Source organism: Sarcina ventriculi (assembly GCF_900456775.1).
Lineage (GTDB): Bacteria > Bacillota > Clostridia > Clostridiales > Clostridiaceae > Sarcina > Sarcina ventriculi.
This window is the reverse complement of sequence record NZ_UAUL01000012.1, coordinates 45,259-70,188: the sequence shown is the minus strand read 5'-3', so window position 1 is coordinate 70,188 and position 24,930 is coordinate 45,259. Positions and strand designations below refer to the sequence as shown.

At 27.3% G+C, this 24,930-nt stretch carries 19 protein-coding genes, 4 tRNA genes and 1 riboswitch; of the genes, 20 read left to right on the top strand and 3 right to left on the bottom strand.

What is annotated here, in order from left to right:
- Position 1 precedes the first annotated feature (1 nt).
- The 7 genes from panB to DR020_RS11525 all read left to right on the top strand — a co-directional run bounded on the left by panB (position 2) and on the right by DR020_RS11525 (position 2,952).
- Positions 2 to 829 carry a 3-methyl-2-oxobutanoate hydroxymethyltransferase gene (gene panB, locus DR020_RS11555; protein WP_112366030.1) on the top strand — a complete coding sequence of 276 codons (828 nt, stop codon included), beginning with the start codon at positions 2 to 4 and terminating at the stop codon, positions 827 to 829.
- 22 nt (positions 830 to 851) lie between these two features.
- The gene (gene panC / locus DR020_RS11550; protein ID WP_112366029.1) at positions 852 to 1,697 is read left to right on the top strand and encodes a pantoate--beta-alanine ligase; all 846 of its coding nucleotides are present in this window, start codon (positions 852 to 854) and stop codon (positions 1,695 to 1,697) included.
- Between the two features lie 64 nt (positions 1,698 to 1,761).
- Complete coding sequence (panD, locus tag DR020_RS11545; RefSeq protein WP_055260134.1) at positions 1,762 to 2,163, top strand: aspartate 1-decarboxylase; 402 nt, start codon at positions 1,762 to 1,764, stop codon at positions 2,161 to 2,163.
- 198 nt (positions 2,164 to 2,361) lie between these two features.
- Positions 2,362 to 2,452, top strand: a tRNA-Ser gene (locus DR020_RS11540).
- Between the two features lie 33 nt (positions 2,453 to 2,485).
- A tRNA-Ser gene (locus tag DR020_RS11535) sits at positions 2,486 to 2,576 on the top strand.
- A gap of 158 nt (positions 2,577 to 2,734) precedes the next feature.
- Positions 2,735 to 2,825, top strand: a tRNA-Ser gene (locus tag DR020_RS11530).
- 36 nt (positions 2,826 to 2,861) lie between these two features.
- Positions 2,862 to 2,952 (top strand) — tRNA-Ser (locus tag DR020_RS11525).
- A 162-nt stretch (positions 2,953 to 3,114) separates the two neighbouring features.
- Here DR020_RS11525 and DR020_RS12300 read toward each other — a convergent pair.
- Positions 3,115 to 3,261, bottom strand: a complete 147-nt coding sequence (locus tag DR020_RS12300) for a hypothetical protein (protein ID WP_156304292.1) — start codon at positions 3,259 to 3,261, stop codon at positions 3,115 to 3,117.
- Positions 3,262 to 3,362: 101 nt separating this feature from the next.
- On the opposite strand from DR020_RS12300, the gene addB reads away from it, so the two are divergent.
- The gene (gene addB / locus DR020_RS11520; RefSeq protein WP_112366028.1) at positions 3,363 to 6,836 is read left to right on the top strand and encodes a helicase-exonuclease AddAB subunit AddB; all 3,474 of its coding nucleotides are present in this window, start codon (positions 3,363 to 3,365) and stop codon (positions 6,834 to 6,836) included.
- Positions 6,826 to 10,617, top strand: a complete 3,792-nt coding sequence (gene addA, locus DR020_RS11515) for a helicase-exonuclease AddAB subunit AddA (RefSeq protein ID WP_112366027.1) — start codon at positions 6,826 to 6,828, stop codon at positions 10,615 to 10,617. Before addB ends, addA begins: the two co-directional genes overlap by 11 nt.
- A gap of 119 nt (positions 10,618 to 10,736) precedes the next feature.
- Here addA and speC read toward each other — a convergent pair whose 3' ends face one another.
- Positions 10,737 to 12,890 carry an ornithine decarboxylase gene (gene speC, locus DR020_RS11510; protein ID WP_112366026.1) on the bottom strand — a complete coding sequence of 718 codons (2,154 nt, stop codon included), beginning with the start codon at positions 12,888 to 12,890 and terminating at the stop codon, positions 10,737 to 10,739.
- A 100-nt stretch (positions 12,891 to 12,990) separates the two neighbouring features.
- A complete protein-coding gene (locus tag DR020_RS11505) occupies positions 12,991 to 14,238 on the bottom strand; it encodes a CCA tRNA nucleotidyltransferase (RefSeq protein ID WP_112366025.1) in 1,248 nt (415 codons plus the stop codon).
- Between the two features lie 159 nt (positions 14,239 to 14,397).
- Positions 14,398 to 14,581: riboswitch (cobalamin riboswitch) on the top strand.
- A gap of 213 nt (positions 14,582 to 14,794) precedes the next feature.
- Here DR020_RS11505 and cobT point away from each other — a divergent pair.
- From cobT to DR020_RS11450, 11 genes are all read left to right on the top strand, one after another.
- Positions 14,795 to 15,898: a nicotinate-nucleotide--dimethylbenzimidazole phosphoribosyltransferase gene (cobT, locus tag DR020_RS11500; protein WP_112366024.1), complete on the top strand. Its 1,104-nt coding sequence runs from the start codon at positions 14,795 to 14,797 to the stop codon at positions 15,896 to 15,898.
- 7 nt (positions 15,899 to 15,905) lie between these two features.
- Positions 15,906 to 16,439 carry a bifunctional adenosylcobinamide kinase/adenosylcobinamide-phosphate guanylyltransferase gene (locus DR020_RS11495; RefSeq protein ID WP_058993924.1) on the top strand — a complete coding sequence of 178 codons (534 nt, stop codon included), beginning with the start codon at positions 15,906 to 15,908 and terminating at the stop codon, positions 16,437 to 16,439.
- A 100-nt stretch (positions 16,440 to 16,539) separates the two neighbouring features.
- Complete coding sequence (locus DR020_RS11490; RefSeq protein ID WP_055260128.1) at positions 16,540 to 17,295, top strand: adenosylcobinamide-GDP ribazoletransferase; 756 nt, start codon at positions 16,540 to 16,542, stop codon at positions 17,293 to 17,295.
- 29 nt (positions 17,296 to 17,324) lie between these two features.
- Positions 17,325 to 17,699, top strand: coding sequence for a bifunctional adenosylcobinamide kinase/adenosylcobinamide-phosphate guanylyltransferase (locus DR020_RS11485; RefSeq protein WP_112366023.1), 375 nt, complete (start codon positions 17,325 to 17,327; stop codon positions 17,697 to 17,699).
- 66 nt (positions 17,700 to 17,765) lie between these two features.
- Positions 17,766 to 18,374 carry a histidine phosphatase family protein gene (locus tag DR020_RS11480; protein ID WP_112366022.1) on the top strand — a complete coding sequence of 203 codons (609 nt, stop codon included), beginning with the start codon at positions 17,766 to 17,768 and terminating at the stop codon, positions 18,372 to 18,374.
- Between the two features lie 5 nt (positions 18,375 to 18,379).
- Positions 18,380 to 19,327 carry an adenosylcobinamide-phosphate synthase CbiB gene (gene cbiB / locus DR020_RS11475; protein ID WP_112366021.1) on the top strand — a complete coding sequence of 316 codons (948 nt, stop codon included), beginning with the start codon at positions 18,380 to 18,382 and terminating at the stop codon, positions 19,325 to 19,327.
- Between the two features lie 14 nt (positions 19,328 to 19,341).
- Positions 19,342 to 20,406, top strand: a complete 1,065-nt coding sequence (gene cobD, locus DR020_RS11470; protein ID WP_055260124.1) for a threonine-phosphate decarboxylase CobD — start codon at positions 19,342 to 19,344, stop codon at positions 20,404 to 20,406.
- Positions 20,407 to 20,466: 60 nt separating this feature from the next.
- On the top strand, positions 20,467 to 21,114 hold the full coding sequence (locus DR020_RS11465; RefSeq protein ID WP_055260123.1) for a Dph6-related ATP pyrophosphatase: 648 nt from the start codon (positions 20,467 to 20,469) through the stop codon (positions 21,112 to 21,114).
- Positions 21,115 to 21,231: 117 nt separating this feature from the next.
- A complete protein-coding gene (locus DR020_RS11460; protein ID WP_112366020.1) occupies positions 21,232 to 22,743 on the top strand; it encodes a cobyric acid synthase in 1,512 nt (503 codons plus the stop codon).
- Entirely contained in the window at positions 22,740 to 23,600 is an 861-nt protein-coding gene (locus DR020_RS11455; protein ID WP_235865700.1) for a sirohydrochlorin cobaltochelatase, read from the top strand. Before DR020_RS11460 ends, DR020_RS11455 begins: the two co-directional genes overlap by 4 nt.
- Positions 23,588 to 24,901: a cobyrinate a,c-diamide synthase gene (locus DR020_RS11450; protein ID WP_112366019.1), complete on the top strand. Its 1,314-nt coding sequence runs from the start codon at positions 23,588 to 23,590 to the stop codon at positions 24,899 to 24,901. Before DR020_RS11455 ends, DR020_RS11450 begins: the two co-directional genes overlap by 13 nt.
- Positions 24,902 to 24,930: the final 29 nt, after the last annotated feature.

Sequence of the window (24,930 nt, the reverse complement as noted above, 5' to 3'; positions counted from 1 at the left end):
TATGAAAAAGACAATACTTGATTTTAAAAAGGCTAAGGAAAATAATGAAAGAATATCAATGCTTACAGCTTATGATTATTCATCAGCTAAACTTATAGATGAAGCTGGAATAGATGCTATATTAATTGGAGATTCTTTGGGAATGGTTTCTTTAGGATATGAAGATACTTTATCAGTAACTATGGAAGATATGATTCATCATACGAAGGCGGTTGCAAGAGCAACTAAAAATGCATTAGTTGTTGCAGATTTACCTTTTATGTCATACCAAACATCAGTTTATGATGCTGTATATAATGCAGGAAGACTTATAAAAGAGGGAAGAGCTCACGCTGTTAAACTAGAAGGCGGGATTGAAATGTGTGATAGAATAGAAGCGATAGTTAAATCATCAATTCCGGTTATGGCGCATATAGGTTTAACACCTCAATCAGTAAATGCGTTGGGTGGATTTAAAGTTCAAGGAAAGGATGAAAAAGCTGCAAAAGCGCTTATAGAAGCAGCAAAGGCAGTAGAAAAAGCAGGAGCATTTGCAGTAGTTTTAGAATGTGTACCTGCTAAGCTTGCAGAAATAGTTACAAAAGAATTAAATATACCTACAATTGGAATTGGAGCTGGTGCACAATGTGATGGACAAGTTTTGGTTTATCAAGACATGATAGGTATGTTTAGTGGATTTACTCCTAAGTTTGTTAAGAAATATGCGAATATAGGAGATATGATGAAGGAAGCTTTTGAAGGGTATAATAAAGAAGTAAAGAATGGCTCTTTTCCAAGTCAAGAACATACATTTAAAATAAGTGAAGATGTTATAGAAAAACTATATTAATATACAATAGGAGAAGTTCAAAATGAGAGTTGTAAAAAGCGTAAAAGAAGTAAGAGATGCAGTAAAAGAATGGAAGGCTCAAGGGCTAAGTGTTGGATTTGTACCAACTATGGGTTATTTGCATGAGGGACATGAAAGTTTAATAAAAAAAGCTGTAAAGGATAATGATAGAGTTGTCGTTAGTATATTTGTAAATCCTATGCAGTTTGGTCCAACAGAAGACTTAGACAAATATCCAAGAGATTTAGAAAGAGATTCTAAGCTTTGTGAAAATGCAGGGGCTAATTTAATATTCCATCCAGAGAAAGAAGAAATGTATTTTGAAGATTTCTCTTCATATGTTGATATAAATGGATTGAGTGATGAATTATGTGGAAAAAGTAGACCAATTCATTTTAGAGGAGTTTGTACAGTTGTAACAAAACTATTTAATATAGTTAATCCTGATAGAGCATATTTTGGAGAGAAAGATGCACAGCAATTAGCTATAATAAGAAGATTTGTAAGAGATTTAAATATTGATATAGAAATAATAGGATGTCCTATTATAAGAGAAGAAGATGGACTTGCAAAAAGTTCTAGGAATACTTATCTTTCAAAAGAAGAAAGACAAGCAGCTTTAATTTTAAGTCAATCATTAAATTTAGCAAAAGATGCTATAAATAGTGGAGAAAGAAATTCAAGTGTTGTTATAGATATAATTTCAAACAGTATTAAGAAAGAACCTTTAGCTAAAATAGATTATATAGAGGTCGTTGATTCGTTATCAATGAAACCAGTTAAGACAATAGAGAAATCAGTTCTAGTTTCTATTGCAGTTTATATTGGAAAAACAAGACTTATAGATAATTTTACATTTAACATATAGTGTTTTATTAGTTATAATAGTTATGTTAATTATACTAAGTTAGATACAATAAAGGAGAAATATTATGCAACTAACAATGTTAAAAGGAAAGATTCACAGAGCTACAGTTGTACAAGCTGAACTTGACTATGTGGGAAGTATAACTGTTGATGAAGATTTATTAGATGCATCAGGAATATTAGAATATGAAAAAGTTCAAATAGTTGATGTTAATAACGGAAATAGATTTGAAACATATACAATAGCTGGAGAGAGAGGCTCTGGAATGATTTGTTTAAATGGGGCAGCTGCTAGATGTGTTTCAACTGGGGATAAAGTTATTATAATGTGTTACTGTGAAATGGATAGAAATGAAGCTAAAGAACATAAACCAAGTGTAGTTTTTGTTGATGATGATAATAAAATAAAGAGAGTAACTAATTACGAAAAACATGGTTTACTTTCAGATAAAATGTTAGAAGATTAATATAAATATTAAAGCTATGTTTTAAATATTGTTTATTTTAAATAAGCTTAGTTATTAAATTAATGGGTATATTTATTTAAAGTTAAAATAAATTAAAACATAGCTATTTTTATTATTAAATATAGTATTTTAAGCTTTTTAATAAAAAGATATTGACATAAGTTTATCATGTTGATATAATTAATTTTGTAATAACGCGGAGAGATGGTCGAGTTGGTTTAAGGCACCGGTCTTGAAAACCGGCGTGCGTGTGAGCGTACCGTGGGTTCGAATCCCACTCTCTCCGCCATTTTTTTTATAAAAAAATAAAATGGAATATTTTGGAGAATTACTCAAGTGGCTGAAGAGGCGCCCCTGCTAAGGGCGTAGGTCGGGCAACTGGCGCCCGGGTTCAAATCCCGGATTCTCCGCCAAGACATCTAATTATTAGTTATTAGGTGTCTTTAAATTTTTTATTTAGTATAATGTTTGATTATTTTTAGAGAGAGTTATATATTATTTTGATAAAAATTTTTATAAAATATATTGACATAAATTTATAGAATTGATATAATATTTTTTGTGATGACACGGAGAGATGGTCGAGTTGGTTTAAGGCACCGGTCTTGAAAACCGGCGTGCGTGTGAGCGTACCGTGGGTTCGAATCCCACTCTCTCCGCCATTTATAAGTATAAAATAAATTTATATTGTAGGGCATGGAGAATTACTCAAGTGGCTGAAGAGGCGCCCCTGCTAAGGGCGTAGGTCGGGCAACTGGCGCCCGGGTTCAAATCCCGGATTCTCCGCCAAAATACCTAGTAATTGTACTGGGTATTTTTTGTTGTCTAAAAATAATTATATTATAATAAGAAATTTTTCTTATATTTTGATCTAAAGATAATTCATATTATAGTAATTAAAATTGTTTTATATATTTAAGTTTAAAATTTAAAAATTATAAACATATTTTTTTAAATCTGTGGATTATTTTTATTCTTATCTTCTTTTAAAACTTTTTCTAATAAATTTTTCATAGATTTATCCACAAAAAACTTTAAAATAAAGAAAGTTATTAACAAAATTATCAACAATATAAACATATCGTATAAAAAAATCAAACTAATTCCCCCTTAATAATTTTTATTTAACAAATATAGAGATATTATACACTAAATAATTTAATTTACAAAATATAATATAAATTTTAGGAGGTAAATTAATGGCTTTAAAAATTATATATGGCAGAGCAGGTACTGGAAAGAGTAAATTTTGTATAAGACAAATAAAAAATAAGATTGAAAATAGTAATAAGTTAGTTTTAATAGTTCCAGAACAATTTACTTTTCAAACTGAAAATAGGATGCTTGAAGAAATCGGAGAAAAATATGTTTTAAAAGCTGAAGTGTTGAGTTTTAAAAGACTTGCTTACAAAGTTTTTAATAGTTGTGGTGGTAGTGATAAATCTTTGATAAGTGATGCTGGAACTAGTATGCTAATTTATAAAGTTTTAGAGGAATTAGGAAAAGAGTTAGCTACTTTTGCTACTGCTTCAAAAAAACAAGGATTTATAGATGTTTTATCAAAAACTATAACAGAATTTAAAAAATATAATGTTGATAATTCAATTTTAGAAAATGTATTAAAAGATATAGATGATGAAGATTTGCACAATAAGTTAAAGGATTTAAGTGTTTTATTTAATTGTTTTAATGATAAACTTCATAAAGGTCATATTGATGGAGAAGATAGGCTAAGTTTGTTGAATGAAAAATTAAATGATTGTTCTATATATGATGGAGCAGAGATTTTTATTGATGAATTTACTACATTTACTCCTATACAATTGGAGATAATAACTAAGCTTTTAAAGAAAGCTAAAAATGTAAACATAACTTTATCTATGGACAATATAAATTCTAAGGCATTAGATAGTGATTTGTTTACAACAACTAAAAGCACAGAGAGAAAGCTCTTAAAAGTTTTAGAGGAAAACAATATTAAGTTTAATGGATATGTAGATTTAAATAAAGATGTTCCTTATAGATTTGTTAATAGGAAAGAATTACAGGCTATAGAGAAGAATATTTATGCTTATCCTTTTGAACGTTATGATAGTGATAATGAGCGGGTAAGGCTTTATAGAGCAAATAATAGTTATGATGAGATGGAATTTATAGCTAAAGATATTTTAAGGCTTGTTCGTGATAAAGGATATAGATTTAAGGATATTTCAGTAGTTTGTAGACAAATAGATGCTTATGAAAAAATTAGTTCTGTAATTTTTAATGAATATGAAATTCCGTATTATATAGATAAAAAAATGGATGTGGCTAGCAATCCTCTTATTATTTTATTAAATTCTGCTGTAGACATAATAACTAAAAATTGGAATTATGAAAGTGTGTTTAGGTATTTAAAAAGTGGATTAGTGGAAATAGATACAGATGATATTGATAAACTAGAAAATTATGTATTAGGTAATGGAATAAGAGGTGATAGGTGGAAGGAAGAATCTTGGGAGTATTTATCTAATGTTATTTTTAGAAAAGATAGTATATCAGATGATGATAAAAAAAGATTGCTTGAAATCAATGAAATTAAGAATAAAGTTAGGGAACCTTTAAATAGATTTTATAAAAAAACTAAAGGGATTAAAAAATTAAAAGAGCATGCAGTAGCTTTGTATGAGTTTTTAGAAGAGGATATAAAGGTTTTTGATAAAATAGATTCTTATGTAAAATATTTTGAAGATAATGATATTCCTAAAAAAGCAAAGGAATATTCTCAAGTTGTAGATATATTAATTGAAGTTTTAGAACAAATTGTAGATTTATTAGGTAATGAAGATGTAGAGCTTCAAGAGTTTATGAAGATATTAAATGTTGGGCTTTCTAAATATGAAATGGGATTAATTCCAGTAGCTTTAGATCAAGTTACTATCGGGGATATAACAAGAGTAAAAAGTAAAGGTGCTAAGGCGTTATATATAGTTGGGTTTAATGATGGAGTTCTTCCATCTAACAATAGTGAGGAAGGTATATTGTCAGATTTAGATAGATTAACTTTAAAAGAAAAAGGAATAGAACTTGCATCAGATACTAAAACAAAAATTTTTGAGGAACAATTTTTAGTGTATACAGCGCTTACTATAGCCGAAGATTATTTGGTTTTAACTTATCCATTGGCAGATTTTGAAGGCAAATCTTTAAGACCGTCAATTATAATTCACAAGGTAAGGAAAATATTCCCTAAATTAAAGGAGGAGAGTGAAAATTTTAAGTTAATAAATAATGGTGATAAATATTTTAAAGTTTCTGCACCAAAACCAACATTTAATGAACTTATAAAAGTTGTTAGAGATGATTTTGATAATAAAAGTGTTGAGGATTATTGGAGAAGTGTTTATGCGTGGTTTTTAAATAATAATGGAAAAAATAAATCAGATGCTATATTTAAAGGATTAAATTATTCTAATTTAACAGAAAATATTTCTAGAGAAAAGATAAAAGAGATTTATAGTGATGGTGGAAATAGGTTAAATTTAAGTGTTTCAAGACTTGAGAAATACTCAGAATGCCCTTTTGGCTATTATGTTCAATATGGTTTAAGAGCTAGGGATAGGAAAATTTATGAACTTAGCGCACCAGACCTTGGAAGCTTTATGCATGAAATATTAGATGAATTTACTGAAGAGGTTAAAAAAAGAAGAATAAAGTGGAGTGATTTAAATCAAGAAAAATGTAGAGAAATTATAGAAGAATTAGTTGATAGAGAGATTAAGAATAATGAAAAATCTATTTTAAATAGTTCAAAAAGGTATAAATATTTTACAGATAGATTTAAAAGAATTCTTACAAAATCAGTTACTATAATATCAGAACATATGAAAAGAAGCGAATTTCAAGTGTTTAAAAATGAATTTTCTTTTGGTGATTATAAAGATTCGAATCCTATAAAGTTAAATCTTCCATCAGGAGAAGAAGTATTTTTAAAAGGAAGAATAGATAGAATTGATAGTTTGGAGTTAGATGGAAATACGTATTTAAGGATAATAGATTATAAGTCTGGAAATAAAAAATTTGATTTAAATAAATTTTATAATGGGCTTCAAATTCAACTTTTAGTTTATTTAGACGCTCTCATTAAAAATTCTAAGGAAATAATTAATAAACAAGCTTGTCCAGGGGCTATTTTTTATTTTAAGTTAGATGATCCTATAATTAAATCAGATAAAAAGCTAAAAGATGATGAAATAAGCATTGAGGTATTAAAAGAGCTAAAAATGGATGGATTGCTTCTTAAAGATATAAAAATAGTTAAGGCTATGGATAATGAATTAGAGAGCGGAGAATATTCTATGATAATTCCAGCTAGAATGAATAAAGGTGAAGAACTAGGAAAACAAGATTCAATGATAACAATGAAGCAATTTGATATTTTAAGAGAGTATGTAAACAAAAAAATATTAGAGATTTGTGATTTAATGATAAGTGGCAATATAGATATAAAGCCATGTAAGGATAAAGATATGGCAGTTTGCGAATATTGTGATTACTCTCATATATGTCAGTTTGATATTAGTTTAAAAGATAATAAGTATAATATTATTCATAATGTAAACAAGAAAAAACTTTGGAATGATATGAGTGAAAAAACAGGAATAGATTTAGGTGGTGAGGAAGATGGAAACTAAATGGACAGATGAACAATTATTAGCTATAGAAACAAGGGGAAAGAACCTTTTAGTAGCAGCTGCCGCTGGATCTGGCAAAACAGCAGTTTTGGTTGAAAGAATTATAAAAATAATAACAGATGATAACAATCCTGTTGATATAGATAAACTTTTAGTTGTTACATTTACTAATGCGGCGGCTTCTGAGATGAGAGAAAGAATTGGAGATGCAATATCTAAAAAACTAGAAGAAATGCCTGATTCTAAAATGTTGCAAAGACAATTGGCACTTTTAAATAAATCAAATATAACAACTATTCATTCATTTTGTTTAGATATTATAAAAAATAATTTTCACCTTATAGATTTAGATCCTGGATTTAGAATAGGTGATGAGACTGAATGTACCCTTATAAAGCAAGATGTTTTAATAGAATTATTTGAAGATAAGTATGATAAAGAAGATGAAGGCTTTTTAAATCTTATAGAAGCATATTGTACAAATCGTGATGATGAAAGGCTAAAGGAGATAGTTTTAAAGCTTTATAATTTTTCTATGAGTGGACCGTGGCCTAGTGTGTGGCTTAGAGAAAAAGCACAAGAGTTTAATATAAATTCTTTAGATGAGTTAGAAAAAGCATCATGGTATAAGGTTTTAAAAGAAAGTTTATATTTAGATCTTAATAATGCTAAAAATGGTTTAGATGAAGCTATAAAAATATGTGAGGAGGATAGTGATTTAGCTCCATATTTATTAACTTTAAAACCTGAATTAAATGGTATAGAAAATGCGATTAATTCTTTAAATTTAAATTTAGAGCAAATTTATAAAGCTATAAAAGATATCGAGTTTGCTTATAGAATAAAAACTGTTAAAAAAGGGCTTGGAGATGAATTAGATAAAAAAAAGGTAAAATCTTTAAGGGATGATGTTAAGAAAAAGATAAATCAAATAAAAGGTGGAGTGTTTTCAGTTTCGTTAGATGAAACTTTAAATGGAATTAAAAACATGTATCCTATAATAAAATCATTAACAGAACTTGTAATAGAGTTTTCAGATAGATATGTTAAAAAGAAGATGGAAAGAGTAATACTAGATTTTAATGATTTAGAACATCTATGTTTAAAGATTTTAACATGTAATGATGAAAATGGAGAAGTTTATGCATCGAGTGTAGCACAAAAATTTAGAGAGAAGTTTGAGGAAGTTTTAGTTGATGAATATCAAGATTCTAATAATGTTCAAGAAACAATAATAAGTATGGTTTCAAGAAAAGATTTAGATAATCCTAATGTGTTCATGGTTGGTGATGTAAAACAAAGCATATATAGATTTAGACAGGCAAAACCAGAGCTTTTTTTAGAAAAGTATAATTCATATTCTGAAGAAGATAATAAAAAAAATAGAAAAATAATGCTTTATAAAAACTTTAGAAGTAGAGAAGAAGTTATAAAAGGTGTTAATTTTATATTTAAATCTCTTATGAGTAAAACAGTTGGAGAACTTGATTATACGGATAAAGAGGCTTTGAATTTAGGTGCAAGTTATGATGAGATAAATAAAGATAATGTATATTTTCAAGATAATGAATTTATAGATTTAGATAAAATAGAAGTTTCGGAAGCGTTAGAACTTCATATATTAGATAAATCAAGTGATTTTGAAGATGGGAAAAATGAAATTAATGATGAAGACGATAAAGAAAATGATAATGAAGAAGATTTAAGTGCTGTAGCTATAGAGGCTAGAATTATAGCAAAAAGAATAAAAGAACTTATAAATCCAAGTGATGGCAAGTGTTTTATGGTTTTTGATAAAAACTTAAATAGATATAGGAAGATAACGTATAAGGATATAGTAATTCTTCTAAGATCAACAAAGAATTGGGCAGATACAATAGTTGAAGAGCTTAGCTTTGGAGGTATTCCAGTTTATGCAGATATAAATACTGGGTATTTTCAAACTATTGAAATTAGAACAATAATGTCGCTCTTGCACATAATTGATAATCCAATGCAAGATATTTATACAATTGCGTCTATGAGGAGCCCAATATTTGCTTTTACATCAGAAGAATTAGCGGATATTAGAATTTTAAATAGGGATAATTATTTTTATTTAAATGTAAAAGATATTGCAGAAGATGTTTATGATGAAAGAATAAATAAAAGTTTAAAAGATAAGTGTGTATATTTTATTGAAAAGATAGGCAGTTGGCGAGAAAAATCTTTATATATGCCAATTGATGAGTTTTTATGGTATTTATACTCAGATACATCTTATTATGGATATGTAGGGGCTATGGTAAATGGTATTCAGCGTCAAGCAAATCTTAGGATACTTTTTCAAAGGGCTAAGCAGTATGAGCAAACAAGTTTTAAAGGATTATTTAACTTTATAAATTTTATAAATAAGCTTAGAAAGTCTTCGGGAGATTTGGGAACAGCTAAAATTTTGGGAGAAAATGAAGATGTAGTTAGAATAATGAGTATTCATAAGAGTAAGGGATTAGAATTTCCTGTCGTATTCTTAAGTGGTTGTGGAAAACAGTTTAATCTTAGGGATATTAATGATAGTTTGTTATTTCATGAAGAGCTTGGGATTGGAGCAGATTGTATAGATATCAAAAAGAGAATACGGTATACAACTTTACAAAAATATGCTATAAAGAAAAAATTTGAATTAGAAACATTATCTGAAGAGATGAGAATACTTTATGTTGCTTTAACTAGGGCAAAGGAAAAACTTATAATAACAGGTTCATCATCTAATTTACAAAAAGATATCGATACTTGTTATAAAGCAGGAGTGAAAGGTTTTAACAAAGTTATACCTAGTGAACTTTTAAAGCAAAAAAGTTACTTAAAATGGATTATGACAGCACTTATAAAACATAAAGATGGAGATATTTTAAGACAGGGAAAGAATGAATTTGTAGAAATATCTGATGATTTATCAAGCTGGAAAATAAATTTTCATAAAAAAAGTGATTTTGGTACAGAAAATGTTGAAGATTCTATTGAGAAAAAAAATATAAGTATACTTTCTTTAAATTATAGTAATTTTGAAGTGGACGAGGGGATTAGAAAAAGATTAGAGTTTAGATATAAATATAGGGATGTTTGTTCAGTGCCATCAAACATATCGGTATCTGATATAAAAAGGGCTGAAGAAGAGATATTTGAACCACAAGCGGAAAATCTTTTTTCAGAAGAGAAAAATAGAAAGAAGCCTAAATTTATAATGGAAGAAAAAGGTTTATCGAAAGCTGAAAAAGGGACTGCTATGCACTTTGTTATGCAAAAATTGGACTTAAATAAAGTAAATTTGCTAAATGAAATAAAAGAGCAAATTAAGAATATGTTTGAAAAAGGGCTTATAACAAAAGATGAGGAAGAATCAATAAATATTTTTAAAATACAGAAATTTTTTAAAAGTAATCTGGGGCAAAGGTTGTTAAAAGCTTATAAAGAGAATAAACAAGTATTTAGAGAACTTCCTTTTATAACTGAAATTCCTGTAAAGAGAATTGAGAAAGATTTAATTGATAAAATTTTTAATAATGAGAAGTTAAGGCTTCAAGGTATAATAGACTGTTTTTTTGAAGAGGATGATGGAATAGTTTTATTAGATTATAAAACTGATTATGTTGAGAATGGGAAAGAAAAAGAAATTTTAGATAAATATAAAGTGCAAATAGACTTGTATACAGAAACATTGGAAAGAGTGATAGGTAAAAAGGTTAAGGAGAGATATTTATATCTTTTTGGAATAGATAAAGAGGTTAAATATATGGATTAGAAGGTATTTTAATTAAAAAAGTTGATTTGCTAAGGAATTTTAATTAAAATATATTACAAAAATAAAAAACATCTAATGAAGTTTTCATTAGATGTTTTTGTTTGAAATAAATATGGTTATTATTTATCTAAAACATATCCGTAAGCCTTGGTTACACCATTTTCTTCTTCAAGATAAACTCCTTGAATTTCAGGTGAAAATCCTGGAAAAATGTTTATGCCTTCTTCTAATATCAAGAAATATTTTTGTGCAATTTCATTCCAAATTTCACCAGGAACTACACAGAATACTCCAGGTGGATATGGAAGAGCACCTTGTAGAGCAACTTTTCCAACTATATTTTTAAGTGGAACAAGTTTAGCATTATTTCTTACAAGTTCTATATTAGCTTCACGTGGTAGCATTGCTTGTGTTGGAAAAGATTTTTGTCTAAATAATTCTTTTTGATATTTTTTAGCATCGTGTTTTTTATAAAAGTCATGCATCTCTTGGCACAATTGTCTTATAGTATAATTTTCATAACGACATTTATATTTATCATAAAGTGTTGGTAAAACATCTTTAAGTGGAGCATTATTTTTTATAAATTCTTCAAATTTTACTAGTGTAGATACTAATTGATTCATTTTTTCAGTATTTTCAGCTGGAGTTAGTAAGAATAAAATAGAATTTAAATCATTTTTTTCAGGAATTATTCTGTTTTCTCTTAAATAATTTGCTAAAATTGTAGCTGGTATTCCAAATTCTTCGTATTCTCCAGTTTCAGCATTTATGCCAGGTGTTGTTAGCATAAATTTATTAGGATCTACAAAATATTGATTTTTTCCATAGCCTTCAAAAGAATGCCATGATTCATTAGGAATGAATTTAAAGAATTCAATATTATTTGCTATTTCGTCGGTGTCATAGTCTTCCCAATTTTTATTATTTATAGTTCTAGGTATAAATGGTTTCAACATAGAACAATTTTTAAAAACTGATTTTCTAGCCTCAATCCCTATTTTTATACAATCATCCCATAATTTTTTACCAATTTCTCCTTCTTGCATTCTAGCATTAACATCTAAGGCAGCAAACAATGGATAAAATGGGCTAGTTGAAGCATGCATCATATAAGAATTATTAAAACGCTTATGGTCTACATAACGTTTTTGTCCTTTTATATGACTATCTTTTTTATGAATTTGTGATGTTTGAGAAAAACCTGCTTGTTGCTTATGCACTGATTGAGTAACAAGTATTCCGGGATCATTTTCAGTTAAATCCAAAAGCAATGGAGAGCAATCTCTCATTATAGGGATAAATTGTTCATAGCCAACCCAAGCTGAATCAAACAGGATATAATCGCAAAGGTGTCCAATTTTATCGACAACTTGTCTAGCATTATAAATAGTACCATCATAAGTTCCAAGTTGAATTATTGCAAGTCTAAATGGTCTTTTTTCTTTTGCTTTTTCTGGGTTTATTTTTGCAATTTCTTCTCTTAAATATTTTTTATCAAAGCAATGTTCATCAATTCCCCCTATAAAGCCAAAAGGATTACGAGCGGTTTCTAGGTAAATAGGTATTCCACCTGCTTGGATTAAAGCTGAAATATAAACTGATTTATGATTATTTCTATCAAATAAAACTAAATCATCAGGAGCTACTACTGCATTTATAGCAACAGCATTAGAAGTACTAGTTCCATTCATTACAAAATATGTTTTGTCAGCATTAAAAACTTTAGCTGCATGGGTTTCAGCATCTACTGCAGGACCCTCGTGAATTAGTAAATCTCCTAAATCTACATCAGCATTACAAATATCTGATTTAAATATATTTTCTCCAAAGAAATCATAAAGAACTTTTCCAGCTGGATGTTTTTTAAAATATTCCCCTCCTTGATGCCCGGGACAATCAAATTGTAAATTTCCTCGTTTAGCATAATCATTTAATTTTTTAAAAAATGGAGGAAGCATAGTTTCTTCATATTTTTTAGCTAAATATTCAATTTCTTTGTTATAAGATTCTATGTTAATATTAGAAGAAAGTGTTATGTTATCAACCTTAGTTTTAAAATTATCGCTAAGATTAGTTGTATTTTCTAAAACAACAAATATTGGTATACCAAATTTAGTATTGTAGATACTATCGATTAAGTTTAAATCACTATCTGTTAATACAGCAACACAGACATCTGTATAATTATTAGAACTAGACAAAATTAATTCTCTATTGCTATTAATATATTTTCTAGATTTAGGTGTATAAATAATTTTTAAATTGTCCATAAAAATCTCCTTAAAATATAGAATTTAAAAATACAATATTTTAATGTTATAGCTTTAGTATAAATCTTTCAATACTTATTTATAAAAAGAAAGAATAAATTTAAGTGATGTATTTGTTTTTAGCAATATTAATTAAAGTATCATAAATATTTAGTTTAGGATTTTGCAAAACTTTATCTAAAAGATAGTTTAAGATTAGTCCTATTTCTTTGCCAGGTTTTAGCTTTAATTCTTTAGATAACATACTTCCGTTTATATTTAAGTCTTTTATAGTTAATGGTTCTTTTTTATCTAAGATATCTCGTATGTTTTTTTCTATAATATTTATATCTTCTAAGGTTTCATTGTTAAATTTTAAAAAGGATTTTTTTAAATCAATATAATCAAAAATTAACTCTTTAGACACTCTATTGATAAATTTTTTTAATTCATATCTATTTAAAGTTAATGGTGTATTAAATTCATTAACAAGAATTAAAGTTTCTTTTATTGTTTTATTGTCATAGTGTAAAGTTTTTAATATATGTTGAGTTAAATTATTCGTTCCTTCAAAATTGCAAGATGCAATGATAAAAGATGCTAATTTAGATGATAATTTATTGGGAACAAACTGCAAAAATTTGTAATTGTGTTTTAAGGTATTATAATCTAAATTAAAGTTTTCTTTAAAAATAGGGATAATTAAATCGGTAATGCCTATATCTTTTAAAATGCATGCACCATTAAAAGAGTTTGGACTTAAAAGTATCTTAGAAAATTCATCTCTAATTCTTTCTTTGCTTATATTTTTAATGAGGATAAAATTTTTCTTTATAGAGTTTAAAGTGTTTATTTCTATTTCAAAATTTAATTGGCAACTAAACCTTATGGCTCTTAAAATTCTTAAGGCATCTTCATTAAATCTTTTATCAGGTATTCCAACACAGCGTATTATTTTATTTTTTAAATCTTCTTTACCATAAAAAAAATCTTTTAATCCAAGTTTAGGATTATAGGCTAGAGCATTTATAGTAAAATCGCGTCTAGCTAAATCTTCCTTAATATTAGTTACAAATTTTACGCTTTTAGGTTTTCTATTATTTAAATATTCTCCATCTGTTCTGTAAGTTGTGACTTCAAAGGGAGTATTATTTATGATAACTGTTATAGTTCCATGCTTAACTCCAGTTGGAACTGTTTTCTCAAAAAGAAGTTTTATTTCATTGGGGAGTGCGTTAGTTGTTATATCATAATCATGTGGAGTTTTTCTGAGTAAGTTATCTCGTACGCAACCCCCAACTATGAAGGCTTCGAAATTATTATCATAAAATTTATTTAAAATAAGCTTAACATCATTAGGTAAATTCAAAATAGCTTCTCCTTAAAATTAATATTTTTATACTTACAAGAATTAGTTTAATATAATATTTTGTTTAAATAAATATTATAACTACAATAAAGTAGCGTTAAAATTTGACTATATACATATTTTTTTAAATAAACTATAATATAAATTATTATTTAGAATTTAATATTACAATTTAAAGGTTGCAAGCTGTTTGCATTAAAAAGGAAACAGGTTAAAGTCCTGTGCGGTCCCGCCGCCGTAAGATGGAGTATCTTTTTTGTTATGCCACTAAAGAGTTTCTTTGGGAAGGTGAAAAGGTGCAATGAAATCAAGCCGGAATATTTGCCTTTAAATTTTGCTAGTATGCTTTACGATGTATAGGGAATTAGTATCTTACAGATTTAAACTATTATATTTTAATAGTTGTATTTATTATGTTTTGATTCTAGAAACGTTATACTTTAGAGTATGGCGTTTTTATTTTTGATTAATTTAGATATTGATATTTAAAATACTTTTTTACATCATATTAATAATTTTAAGAATAGTACTTATTTATTCAAGTAATTTTAAGAGGGTGATTTTTATTAAATCTTTAGAAAATATCATAAATGGAATAGAGCATATAGATTTTAAAGTTTGTGAGATGGCACAAGATAGATTAAATTCATTAGCTAAGCCTTTGGGAAGCCTTGGAAAGCTTGAGGATATAGCAAGGAAAATAGCTGGGATAACAGGAAAGCTTAATAACTCTATAATAAATAAAAGAATTATAATAATGTGTGCTGATAATGGGGTTATTGAAGAAGGAGTTTCGTCATGTCCTCAGTATGTTACAACAAAGCAAACCTTAAATTTTAAAAAAGGGATAACTGGAGTTGGGGCTTTAGCATTATTTTATAATTGTGATTTGCTTGTTGTAGACGTGGGAGTAAATTCTGATATTGATAGTCCTAATGTATTAAATAAAAAAATAAGAAAATCAACTAACAATATGGCAAAAACTTTTGCAATGACTTATGAGGAGGCTGTACAAGCTATAAATATAGGAGTTGAAATGGTTAAAAAGTCTAAGGATGAAGGCTTTGATATATTGGGAGTTGGAGAAATGGGTATAGGAAATACATCAACTAGTAGTGCTATAACAGCGGTTTTAACAGGACATATGGTAGAAGAAGTGGTTGGAAAAGGTTCAGGGCTTTTAGAAAGGGATTATATAAATAAGATTAATGTTATAAAGAAGGCTATAGAGATAAATAAGCCTAATAAAAAAGATGTTATAGATGTTTTATCTAAAATAGGAGGGTTTGATATAGCTGCTATGGCAGGAGTTTTTTTAGGCAGTGCTTATTATAAAATACCTGTTGTAATAGACGGCTTTATATCAGCGGTAGCAGCCTTGATAGCAGTTAGGATAAATCCTATTGTAAAGGAATATTTAATAACATCTCATGCATCAAAAGAAATAGGTTATAAGATAATAATTGATGAACTTGGTCTTGAGCCAATGTTAAATTTAGATATGCGACTTGGGGAAGGAAGTGGGTGTCCCATAGCATTTTCAGTAGTTGAAGCTTCTTGTGCTGTTATGAATAATATGGCAACTTTTGAAGAAGCTGATATAAATGATGATTATATAGATAATGTTAGAGATAAATCTTGTTATATAGTTGATAGATAGGTGTAGTATGAATTATTTAATTTTAGGTGGAAGTAAAAGCGGAAAGTCTATGTACGGACAAAATTTAGCAAGAGATATTTATAATGGAGATGGAAAATTATATTATGTAGCAACTATGAAACCTTGCGATAAAGAAGATGAGGAGAGAATACAAAATCATATAAAAGCTAGATTAGGTTATGGATTTCATACCATAGAGTGTAATAGAAATATTATAAGCATTTTAGAGAAGGTTAATAAACGAGACATTATTTTAATAGATAGCCTGACTTCTCTTTTAGTTAATGAAATGTTTAATGGGAAAGAATTTAACAAAAACATATATTCAAAAATAGCTAATGAAATATTAGAAATAGGAAAAAAGGTTAGAAGTTTGATAGTAGTTTCTGATTATATTTTTTCAAATAGTTTCTTGTATGATAATTATACAAATGAATTTTTAAAGGAATTATCTTATGCAACAAGGATATTGACTAAGGATATGGATTATGTTTTTGAATGTTCTTATGGAAAAGTTTATTGTCATAAAGAAAAATTATAAAAAAGAAAATTTTTAAAATTAATGTTAATTTAAGATGAGTTAATAGATTAATATAAGTTTGTAATGATAAAATAAATTGTAATTGTAAAGAGGATTTAGAATGAAAAATTATTTAAAAGGATTTTTAATGGCTATGGGGATGTTTACGTCAATTCCTGTAAGATATCACAATTGGGATGATGATGGTGCTAAACATATGTTGATTTTTTATCCTTTGGTTGGGTTTATTATAGGAATGCTTTGGTTTTTACTTTTTAAGGTATTAACAATTTTTAATCTTCCTGTAATAATAATAACAGCTATTTTAATGTTATTTCCATATTTTATAACAGGTTTTTTACATTTAGATGGATTTATGGATCTTTGTGATGCTATGCTATCTAGACGTAATAAGGAAGAAAAGCTTAGAATACTTAAAGATTCTCACACAGGTGCTTTTGCAGTAATTTCTTTGGCATGTCTTTTTGTTTTAAATTATTCAGGAGTAAGTACTTTGATAAATAAAAATGAATTAATGTTAAGTCTTATATTTATTCCAGCTATATCAAGAAGTTTTATGGCAATTATGATGTTTTTTAATGAATCAATGGAGCAAAGTTCTTTAGTAAAATATTTCAAGCAAAATGTAGGAAAAGTAGATAAGGTGTTATCTATTATGTTTTTGTGCATAATATTATGTGTGTTTGTAATTTTATTTGGAATTTTTGGATTAATAGTATCTTTGATTGTTTTATTCATAGTATTTTATATGATGAAAAAACCTATAAAAGAGCTTGGAGGAATTTCAGGTGATATAGCAGGTTATGGATTAGTAATTTGTGAAACATTACTTATATTGGCATTAGCTATTATATAATTATAAATTAAAAGATAAGGAGAATTTTTATGATTGTTGTTTTTGGTGGAGCATACTGTGGTAAATTAAATTTTGTCAAAGAAAAGTTTAATATATTAGAAGATGATATATATTACTTTAAAGATGAAAAATTAAATTTAGAAAAAAGAGTTTTAAGTGGGCTACATATATTTGTTTTAGAATGTTTAGAAAGAGGATTTAAGCCTTTAGAAATTTTAAAAGAAAATGAGAGAGAATTAAAAGATAAAATAATTATTTGTGACGATATAAGTTCAGGAATTGTTCCGATGGAAGTTATGAATAGAAGGTGGCGAGAGGAAACTGGTAAATGTATGCAATATTTAATTTCAAAATCTCAAAGCACATATAGAGTTTTCTTTGGATTGGATACTAAACTTAAATAGTAGTGTTAACTTTATACTCTTATTTTAAATATTAAAAGTATTTAAGGGTTTAGAGGAGGGGAAAGATTGAAGCTTTATATAATAAGACATGGAAATACATATTGCAATGAAAAAAAATTATATTGTGGAAGAGAGGATGTATGTCTTAGTGAAGGTGGAATTTTAAATCTTAGGGATTTAAAAGAAAAATTTTATTATCCTTTAAGTGAGGTATATTTTACAAGTGGCGCTAAAAGAGCTAATGAAACTTTAAAAATACTATTTAATAATGTTCATTTTGAATCTATTAAAGATTTTTGGGAATATGATTTTGGTGATTTTGAACTTAAATCTTATGAAGAGCTTAGAAGAAATGATAAATATATAAAGTGGATATTGGATGAGGATGGTAGAATATCTTGTCCTAATGGTGAATCAAGAATAGATTTTAATAATAGGGTTAAAGAAAGATTTGTTAAATTTTTAAATGATTTACAAGAAAGAAATGTAGAAAATGTATGTTTGGTTACTCATGGGGGAGTTATTGTGTCTATTTTAAGCGAATTTTTAAATGAAAAAAATAGTAGCTTTTATGATTTACAACCTTCTTATGGACAAGGGTATGAACTTGAGATTAGTTTTTATGAGGAAAATGTTGAGGTTAGTATAAAAAATAAAATTCCAATGAAGAGGTAATTTTTATGTTAGAAATCATGTTTGGTGTTATTGCGGATTTTATTGTAGGGGAACCTGAAAATCCAGTTCATCCTGTAAGAATAATAGGGTTTATTGCTAGAAAAGTAGAAAAGAGAAGTAGAAAGCTTTTAAAAAATCATTTGAAAATAGCAGGAGGAATAACTTGGTGTATAGTTATTTTAATAACGTGGGCTATAGGTTATTTTTTAATATATGGTACTTACTTTATGAATTATTATTTAGGTTTTTTAATAGCAGGTGTATTTATTTATTTCTGTATTTCAGCTAAGGGATTAAAGGTTGAAGGTTTTAAAGTATTAGAGTATTTAAGAAATGGAGATATAGAGGGAGCAAGGAAGAGACTTTCTTATATAGTTGGTAGAGATACTGAAAATTTAGATGAAGAGGCAATTTTAAGAGCAGTTATAGAAACTATAGCTGAGAACATGTCAGATGGAGTTATTGCACCTCTTATATATATAGGAATTGGTGGTCCTGTTTTTGGTTTAATATATAAAGCTGTAAACACTATGGATTCTATGTTTGGTTATAAAAATGATAAGTATAAAGATTTTGGATATTTTCCAGCTAAATTAGATGATTTATTTAATTTCATACCAGCTAGAATTACAGGGCTTTTGATAGTTTTAGCATCACGTATATTAAAGCTTGATTGGAGAGAAAGTTATAGGATTTATAAAAGAGATAGATTAAATCATTCAAGTCCTAATAGTGCACATCCAGAGGCTGCTATGGCTGGAGCTTTAGGTATTCAGCTTGGAGGGACAAACTATTATTTTGGTAAAAAAGTCATAAAGCCTACTATTGGAGATGATTTAGGTAGAATAAAAGTCAATCACTTTGATACGTGTGTAAAAATTTTATATTTAACTACAGTTTTAGGAGTAGTTTTAAGTTTAATAATAAAACTTTTAATGTGTTTATTTTTATGATGAGGAGGGATATTTTGAGTAAACATGGTGGAAATATAGAAGAAGTAGCAAGAAGACTAAACATATCTTCAAAAGAATTTTTAGATTTTTCTGCCAACATAAACCCTTTAGGTTTATCAGAAAAGGTAAAAAAAAGTATAGAAAAAAATATATTAAAAATAGAAAGATATCCTGATATAACATATTATGATTTAAAAAAAGCCATAGAAGATTTTGAGGGAGTATCTTATGAAAACATACTTTTAGGAAATGGTGCAGCTGAGATTATTTTTAATATTGTGCGAGGGATAAAACCTAAAAAAGCTCTTGTACTGGCACCAACTTTTTCAGAATATGAAGAAGCGCTTAAAAGTATAGGATGTAGTATAGAGCATTTTTATCTTAGAGAAGAAGATAGCTTTTCTATAACAAATGATATTTTGGAAAAAATAAATGAAGATTTAGATGTTGTATTTATTTGTAATCCTAATAATCCAACAGGAGTTTTAACTAAATCTAAAGATATTAAAGAAATTTTACTTAAAGCTTGGGAAACTAATACTGTGATTGTTGTAGATGAATCTTTTTTAGATTTTAGACAAGATAAAAACATTTATGAGTGCAAAAAACTTTTAGATTCTTTTAAAAACCTTATTATTGTAAAATCTGCAACAAAGTTTTTTGCCTTCCCTGGTATAAGAATAGGATATGGATTCATTAGTAATAATGAGTTAAAGAAAAAGATAGACGGGGTAGGTATTTCATGGTCGGTAAATACTTTGGCTAAGGAAGCATTGATTGCTGGATTTTTAGATAAGGAGTATATAAAAGTTTCTTTAGAGTTTGCAAAGAATGAAAAGAATTATTTATATGAGAACTTAAAAAATATAAAAGGATTAAAAGTTTTTAAGCCAAGTGTTAATTTTATTATGATTAAAACACAGAAAAAAGATTTGTATGAAAAACTTTTAGAGCACAAAATAATAATTAGAAGATGTAATAATTATTACGGACTTAGTGATGAGTTTTATAGAGTTGCAGTAAGGACTAGAGAAGAAAATAAAAAACTTATAGAAGCTTTGAGATTAATTATGATGTAATTATCAGATTTTAAAATTTTAATCTGCAATATTGTAACAGAAAAGAAAGGGGTAAAATTATTGAAAGAAAAGTATATAGTTTCTTATAGTACAGGTAAAGATAGTGTATTAGCTTTATACAGGGCTATAAGATTAGGCAAAGATGTTGTAGGACTTTTGGTCATAGCACATGATGAGGAGGATATATCGTGGTTTCATGATGTATCACTAAGTTTGATAAGGAGTGTTTCAAAATCTTTAGAAATTCCTCTTATATTAGTTAAAGCGTCGGGTGAAGATTATGAGAAAAATTTTGAGGATGGTCTTAGACAAGGGAAAAAAATTGGAGCAACTTGTTGTATTTTTGGAGACATTGATATAGAGAATCATAGAAAATGGTGTGATGATAGATGTAAGAATGTTTATATGAAATCATGGTTTCCACTTTGGCAAGAATCAAGAGAGGATTTAGTATCTGAGTTTGTAAATTGTGATTTTAAAGCTGTGATAAAAAAAGTCAATTTGAATTATTTAGATGAAAGTTTTTTAGGGACTGATTTAAATAAGGAGGTTTTGGACAAGATAAAGGCAAAAAATTGTGATGTTTGTGGTGAAAATGGTGAGTACCATACCTTTGTTTATGATGGGCCATTATTTAAGGAAAGGGTTAATTTTAAAATTGATTCTATACAAAAAGATGGGATTTTTGCTCATTTAAATATTTATTAATAGAAAAATGTTGATCTAGATAGAATGGTTAGTAAAAATTCTATCTATATGAGCATATTTTTAGTTATTTTGATATAAAATTGATTATTTATAAATAAAGAATGCAGGAGGAGTTAAATGAATAATGTTATTTTACTTGGAACGGCTTCTGGTGTTGGAAAGAGTACATTAGCAAGTGCTATTTGTAGGTATTTAAAAAAGAAAGATTTAAAGGTTGCTCCTTTTAAGGCTTTAAATATATCATTAAACTCTTATGTAACAATAAATGGAGATGAGATGGGGCGTGCCCAAGTTGTACAGGCTAGGGCTTGTGGAATAGAGCCTATGGCTATTATGAATCCACTTTTATTAAAACCATGTGGAAATAATAAAACTCAAATAATTTTAAATGGTAAAGTTTATTCAAATATGGATTCTTATAAGTATAAAGAAATGTGTGAGTTTTTTAGAAAAGAGGTTAAAAAAAGCTATGAAGATATTTCTAAGAAATTTGATTTTATAGTTTTAGAAGGTTCTGGAAGTTGTGCAGAGATAAATTTGAAGGATACGGATATAGCAAACACATATATGGCTAAAAGTGTGAAAGCACCAATAATACTAGTAAGCGATATAGATAGAGGTGGAGTTTTTGCCTCAGTTTTGGGAACTATAATGCTTTTAGATGAAGATGAAAGAAAACTTTTAAGGGGAGTTGTAATAAATAAGTTTAGAGGAGATAAAGATAAATTTAAACCTGCTATAAAGCAACTTGAAGATTTAATAGGCGTTAAAGTTTTAGGAGTAATGCCTTATTTTATGTTGGATATAGAGGATGAAGATGGGGTTAGTGACAAGATAAAAAATAAGAACTCTAAAGAAAATAATTTAGATGTAGCAATAATTAGGCTTAAACATATGTCTAATTTTACTGATTTTAATTCATTTAATAGAGTATCTGGAATTTCAGTTAGATATGTAGAAACGTTAGAAGAGCTTAAAAATCCTGATGTTATAGTAATTCCAGGTACTAAAAATACTTTGTTTGATTTAAAGGAGCTTAAAAATAATGGTCTTTTTGAAAAAATAAAAGATTTAGTTAATAAAGAAAAAGTTATTTTATTTGGCATTTGTGGTGGATATCAAATGTTAGGACAAAGTATTAAAGATCCTTTAGGTATAGAAGGAAATATAAGAGAAGAAGAAGGATTTAAATTTTTAGATATTTCAACAGAATTTAATGAATTGAAAACATTAAAGCATACAAACGGTTATATTGTTTCAAGGCATGATTTAATCAGTAATTCTTTTGGAAAAAAGGTTATAGGATATGAGATACATAATGGTAGAAGTGAGATTTTAGATGATAAAAATGTATTTATACAAGATGAAAATAAGAACATTTTAGGACTTTCTAATGAAAAAGGAAATGTTTATGGAACTTATATCCATGGGATTTTTGATTCAACAGAATTTTTAAATTCTTTAGTAGAAACTTTTAAAGAAAAATTTAATAAAGATTTATTAATCACAGAAGAAAATAAAAAATTAAGTTATGATGAGTATAGAGAAAAACAATATGATGAACTTTTAAAGCTAATGGAAGAAAATTTAGATATGGAAGAATTAGATAGAATCTTAGGATTAAAATGATTAAAGAAAGAGGAGAAATAATGAAAAAAGCAATTTTAGTGATAAGTTTTGGTACAAGCCATTTAGACACAATAGAAAAAACAATAGATAAAGTGGAAGGAAAAATAGCAGAAACATTTAAAGAGTATGATGTTTTTAGAGCTTTTACATCTCATATGATAATAAGAGCTTTAGATAAAAAATATGGTATAAAGATAAATAAACCAGAAGAGGTATTAGATAATCTTTATAGAGAGGGTTATAAGGAAATTGTTATTCAACCTCTTCACATTATTTCAGGAGAAGAGTTTGATTATATAAAAAATGTTGTTAGAATTTATAAACAAAATTTTGAAATATTAAGATTATCAAGACCTCTTTTATACTTTGAAAATGAGGAAGAAAAAGATTATACAAGCTTTATAAATGCTTTAGATACTTTTTTACCAAAGAGTGAAGGATATGTTTTAGTGGGACATGGGACTTTCCATCCAAGCTTTGCAACTTATGGATGTCTTCAAAACATATTAAGTGAAAATGATAAGGAAAACTTTTTAATTGGAACTATAGAGGGGTATCCGTCAGTTGATAATGTAATAAAAAGATTGAGAAGATTAAATATAAAAGATATTACTTTGGTGCCATTTTTGCTTGTAGCAGGAGATCATGCTAAAAATGATATAGCGGGTGATGATGAAGATTCATGGAAGTCTATTCTTAAGGCTAATGGATTTAATGTTAATGTATTTTTACATGGTCTTGGAGAGTTTGAAGCTATATGGGATATGTATATAAATCATTTAAGAGAAACAATAGACGGAAAAGTTTTAGGAAAAGGTGAAACGAAAAAAGGAGCTAAAGTGTTATGCACTCAATAATAATATCATCTAATGAGAGTGGTGGAGGAAAAACTACTTTTACTTTAGGGCTTTTAAAAGCTCTTATGAAAAGAGGATATAAAGTTCAAGGTTATAAAGTGGGGCCAGATTATATAGATGGAGATTTTCATACACTTATTACTGGGAATACTTCAAGAAATTTAGATGCTTATTTAATGGGGGAAGAAGGAGTTAAGGAGAGTTATTTAAGAGGTGAAGGAGATTTAGGAATAATAGAAGGCGTTATGGGACTTTATGATGGGAAAGGCATAGATACTGAATTTTCAACCTATCATATATCAAAAATTCTTAACCTTCCGATAGTTTTAGTAATAACTCCAAAGGCAAAAAGTACAACTTTAGCAGCAGAACTTAGAGGAATATTAGAGTTTAAGGATGCTAATATTGCTGGTATAGTTTTAAATAAAGTAAGTGAAAAGTATTATAATCTTTTAAAATTTATAATAGAAAAACATACTAAACTTAAGGTTTTTGGATACATACCAAAAACAGAAGAAGTTAAGTTTAAATCAAGACATTTAGGGTTAGTTCAGGGAATAGAGATTAAGGATTTAAAAGATAAAATTGATATATTTAGTGATATTATAGAAAAATATGTTGATTTAGATAGTATTATAAGTTCCTTTAAAGAAAGTGACATTAGAATAGCAAATAGAGAAAAGTTTAAACTAGAAAATTTAAATTTAAATATAGGAATTGCTTATGATGAAGCATTTAGATTTTATTATAAGGAAAATATAGAGCTTTTAAAAGAGGCTGGGAGGGTAACGTTTTTTAGCCCATTAAGGGATAAAAAATTACCTGAAGATATAAATTTTCTTTATATAGGTGGTGGATATCCAGAAATATTTAAAGAAGATTTAAGTAAAAATAAAGAACTCCTTTTAGATATAAAAGAAAAATTGAATAATGGTCTTAAATGTTATGCAGAATGTGGAGGACTTATGTATTTAACTGAAAATATAGATGGATTTGATATGGTTAAATATTTTAGTGGATGCTCTTATATGACAAATTCATTAAATAATTTTGGGTATAATACAGCAAGAGTCTTAAAAGATAATAATATGTTACCTAGCAATTTAGAAATAAATGCTCATGAATTTCATAAATCAAAGGTAGAAATTAATGAAGAAACAATATATGAAATAAGAAAAAAAGATATATTTTTAAAGGATAATTATTGGAGATGTGGATATTTAAAAAACAATACATTGGCAACTTATGCACATGTTCATTTCTTTGGTAATATTGAATTTATAAAAAATATTTTAAAATAAACTTTATTATGTTAATTTTATATATGAGT

Coding starts and splice junctions, on each gene's coding strand:
- panB (WP_112366030.1), top strand. CDS start 2: ATGAAAAAGACAATACTTGATTTTAAAAAGGCTAAGGAAAATAATGAA.
- panC (WP_112366029.1), top strand. CDS start 852: ATGAGAGTTGTAAAAAGCGTAAAAGAAGTAAGAGATGCAGTAAAAGAA.
- panD (WP_055260134.1), top strand. CDS start 1,762: ATGCAACTAACAATGTTAAAAGGAAAGATTCACAGAGCTACAGTTGTA.
- addB (WP_112366028.1), top strand. CDS start 3,363: ATGGCTTTAAAAATTATATATGGCAGAGCAGGTACTGGAAAGAGTAAA.
- addA (WP_112366027.1), top strand. CDS start 6,826: ATGGAAACTAAATGGACAGATGAACAATTATTAGCTATAGAAACAAGG.
- speC (WP_112366026.1), bottom strand. CDS start 12,890: ATGGACAATTTAAAAATTATTTATACACCTAAATCTAGAAAATATATT.
- DR020_RS11495 (WP_058993924.1), top strand. CDS start 15,906: ATGAATTATTTAATTTTAGGTGGAAGTAAAAGCGGAAAGTCTATGTAC.
- DR020_RS11490 (WP_055260128.1), top strand. CDS start 16,540: ATGAAAAATTATTTAAAAGGATTTTTAATGGCTATGGGGATGTTTACG.
- DR020_RS11485 (WP_112366023.1), top strand. CDS start 17,325: ATGATTGTTGTTTTTGGTGGAGCATACTGTGGTAAATTAAATTTTGTC.
- cbiB (WP_112366021.1), top strand. CDS start 18,380: ATGTTAGAAATCATGTTTGGTGTTATTGCGGATTTTATTGTAGGGGAA.
- DR020_RS11460 (WP_112366020.1), top strand. CDS start 21,232: ATGAATAATGTTATTTTACTTGGAACGGCTTCTGGTGTTGGAAAGAGT.
- DR020_RS11455 (WP_235865700.1), top strand. CDS start 22,740: ATGATTAAAGAAAGAGGAGAAATAATGAAAAAAGCAATTTTAGTGATA.
- DR020_RS11450 (WP_112366019.1), top strand. CDS start 23,588: ATGCACTCAATAATAATATCATCTAATGAGAGTGGTGGAGGAAAAACT.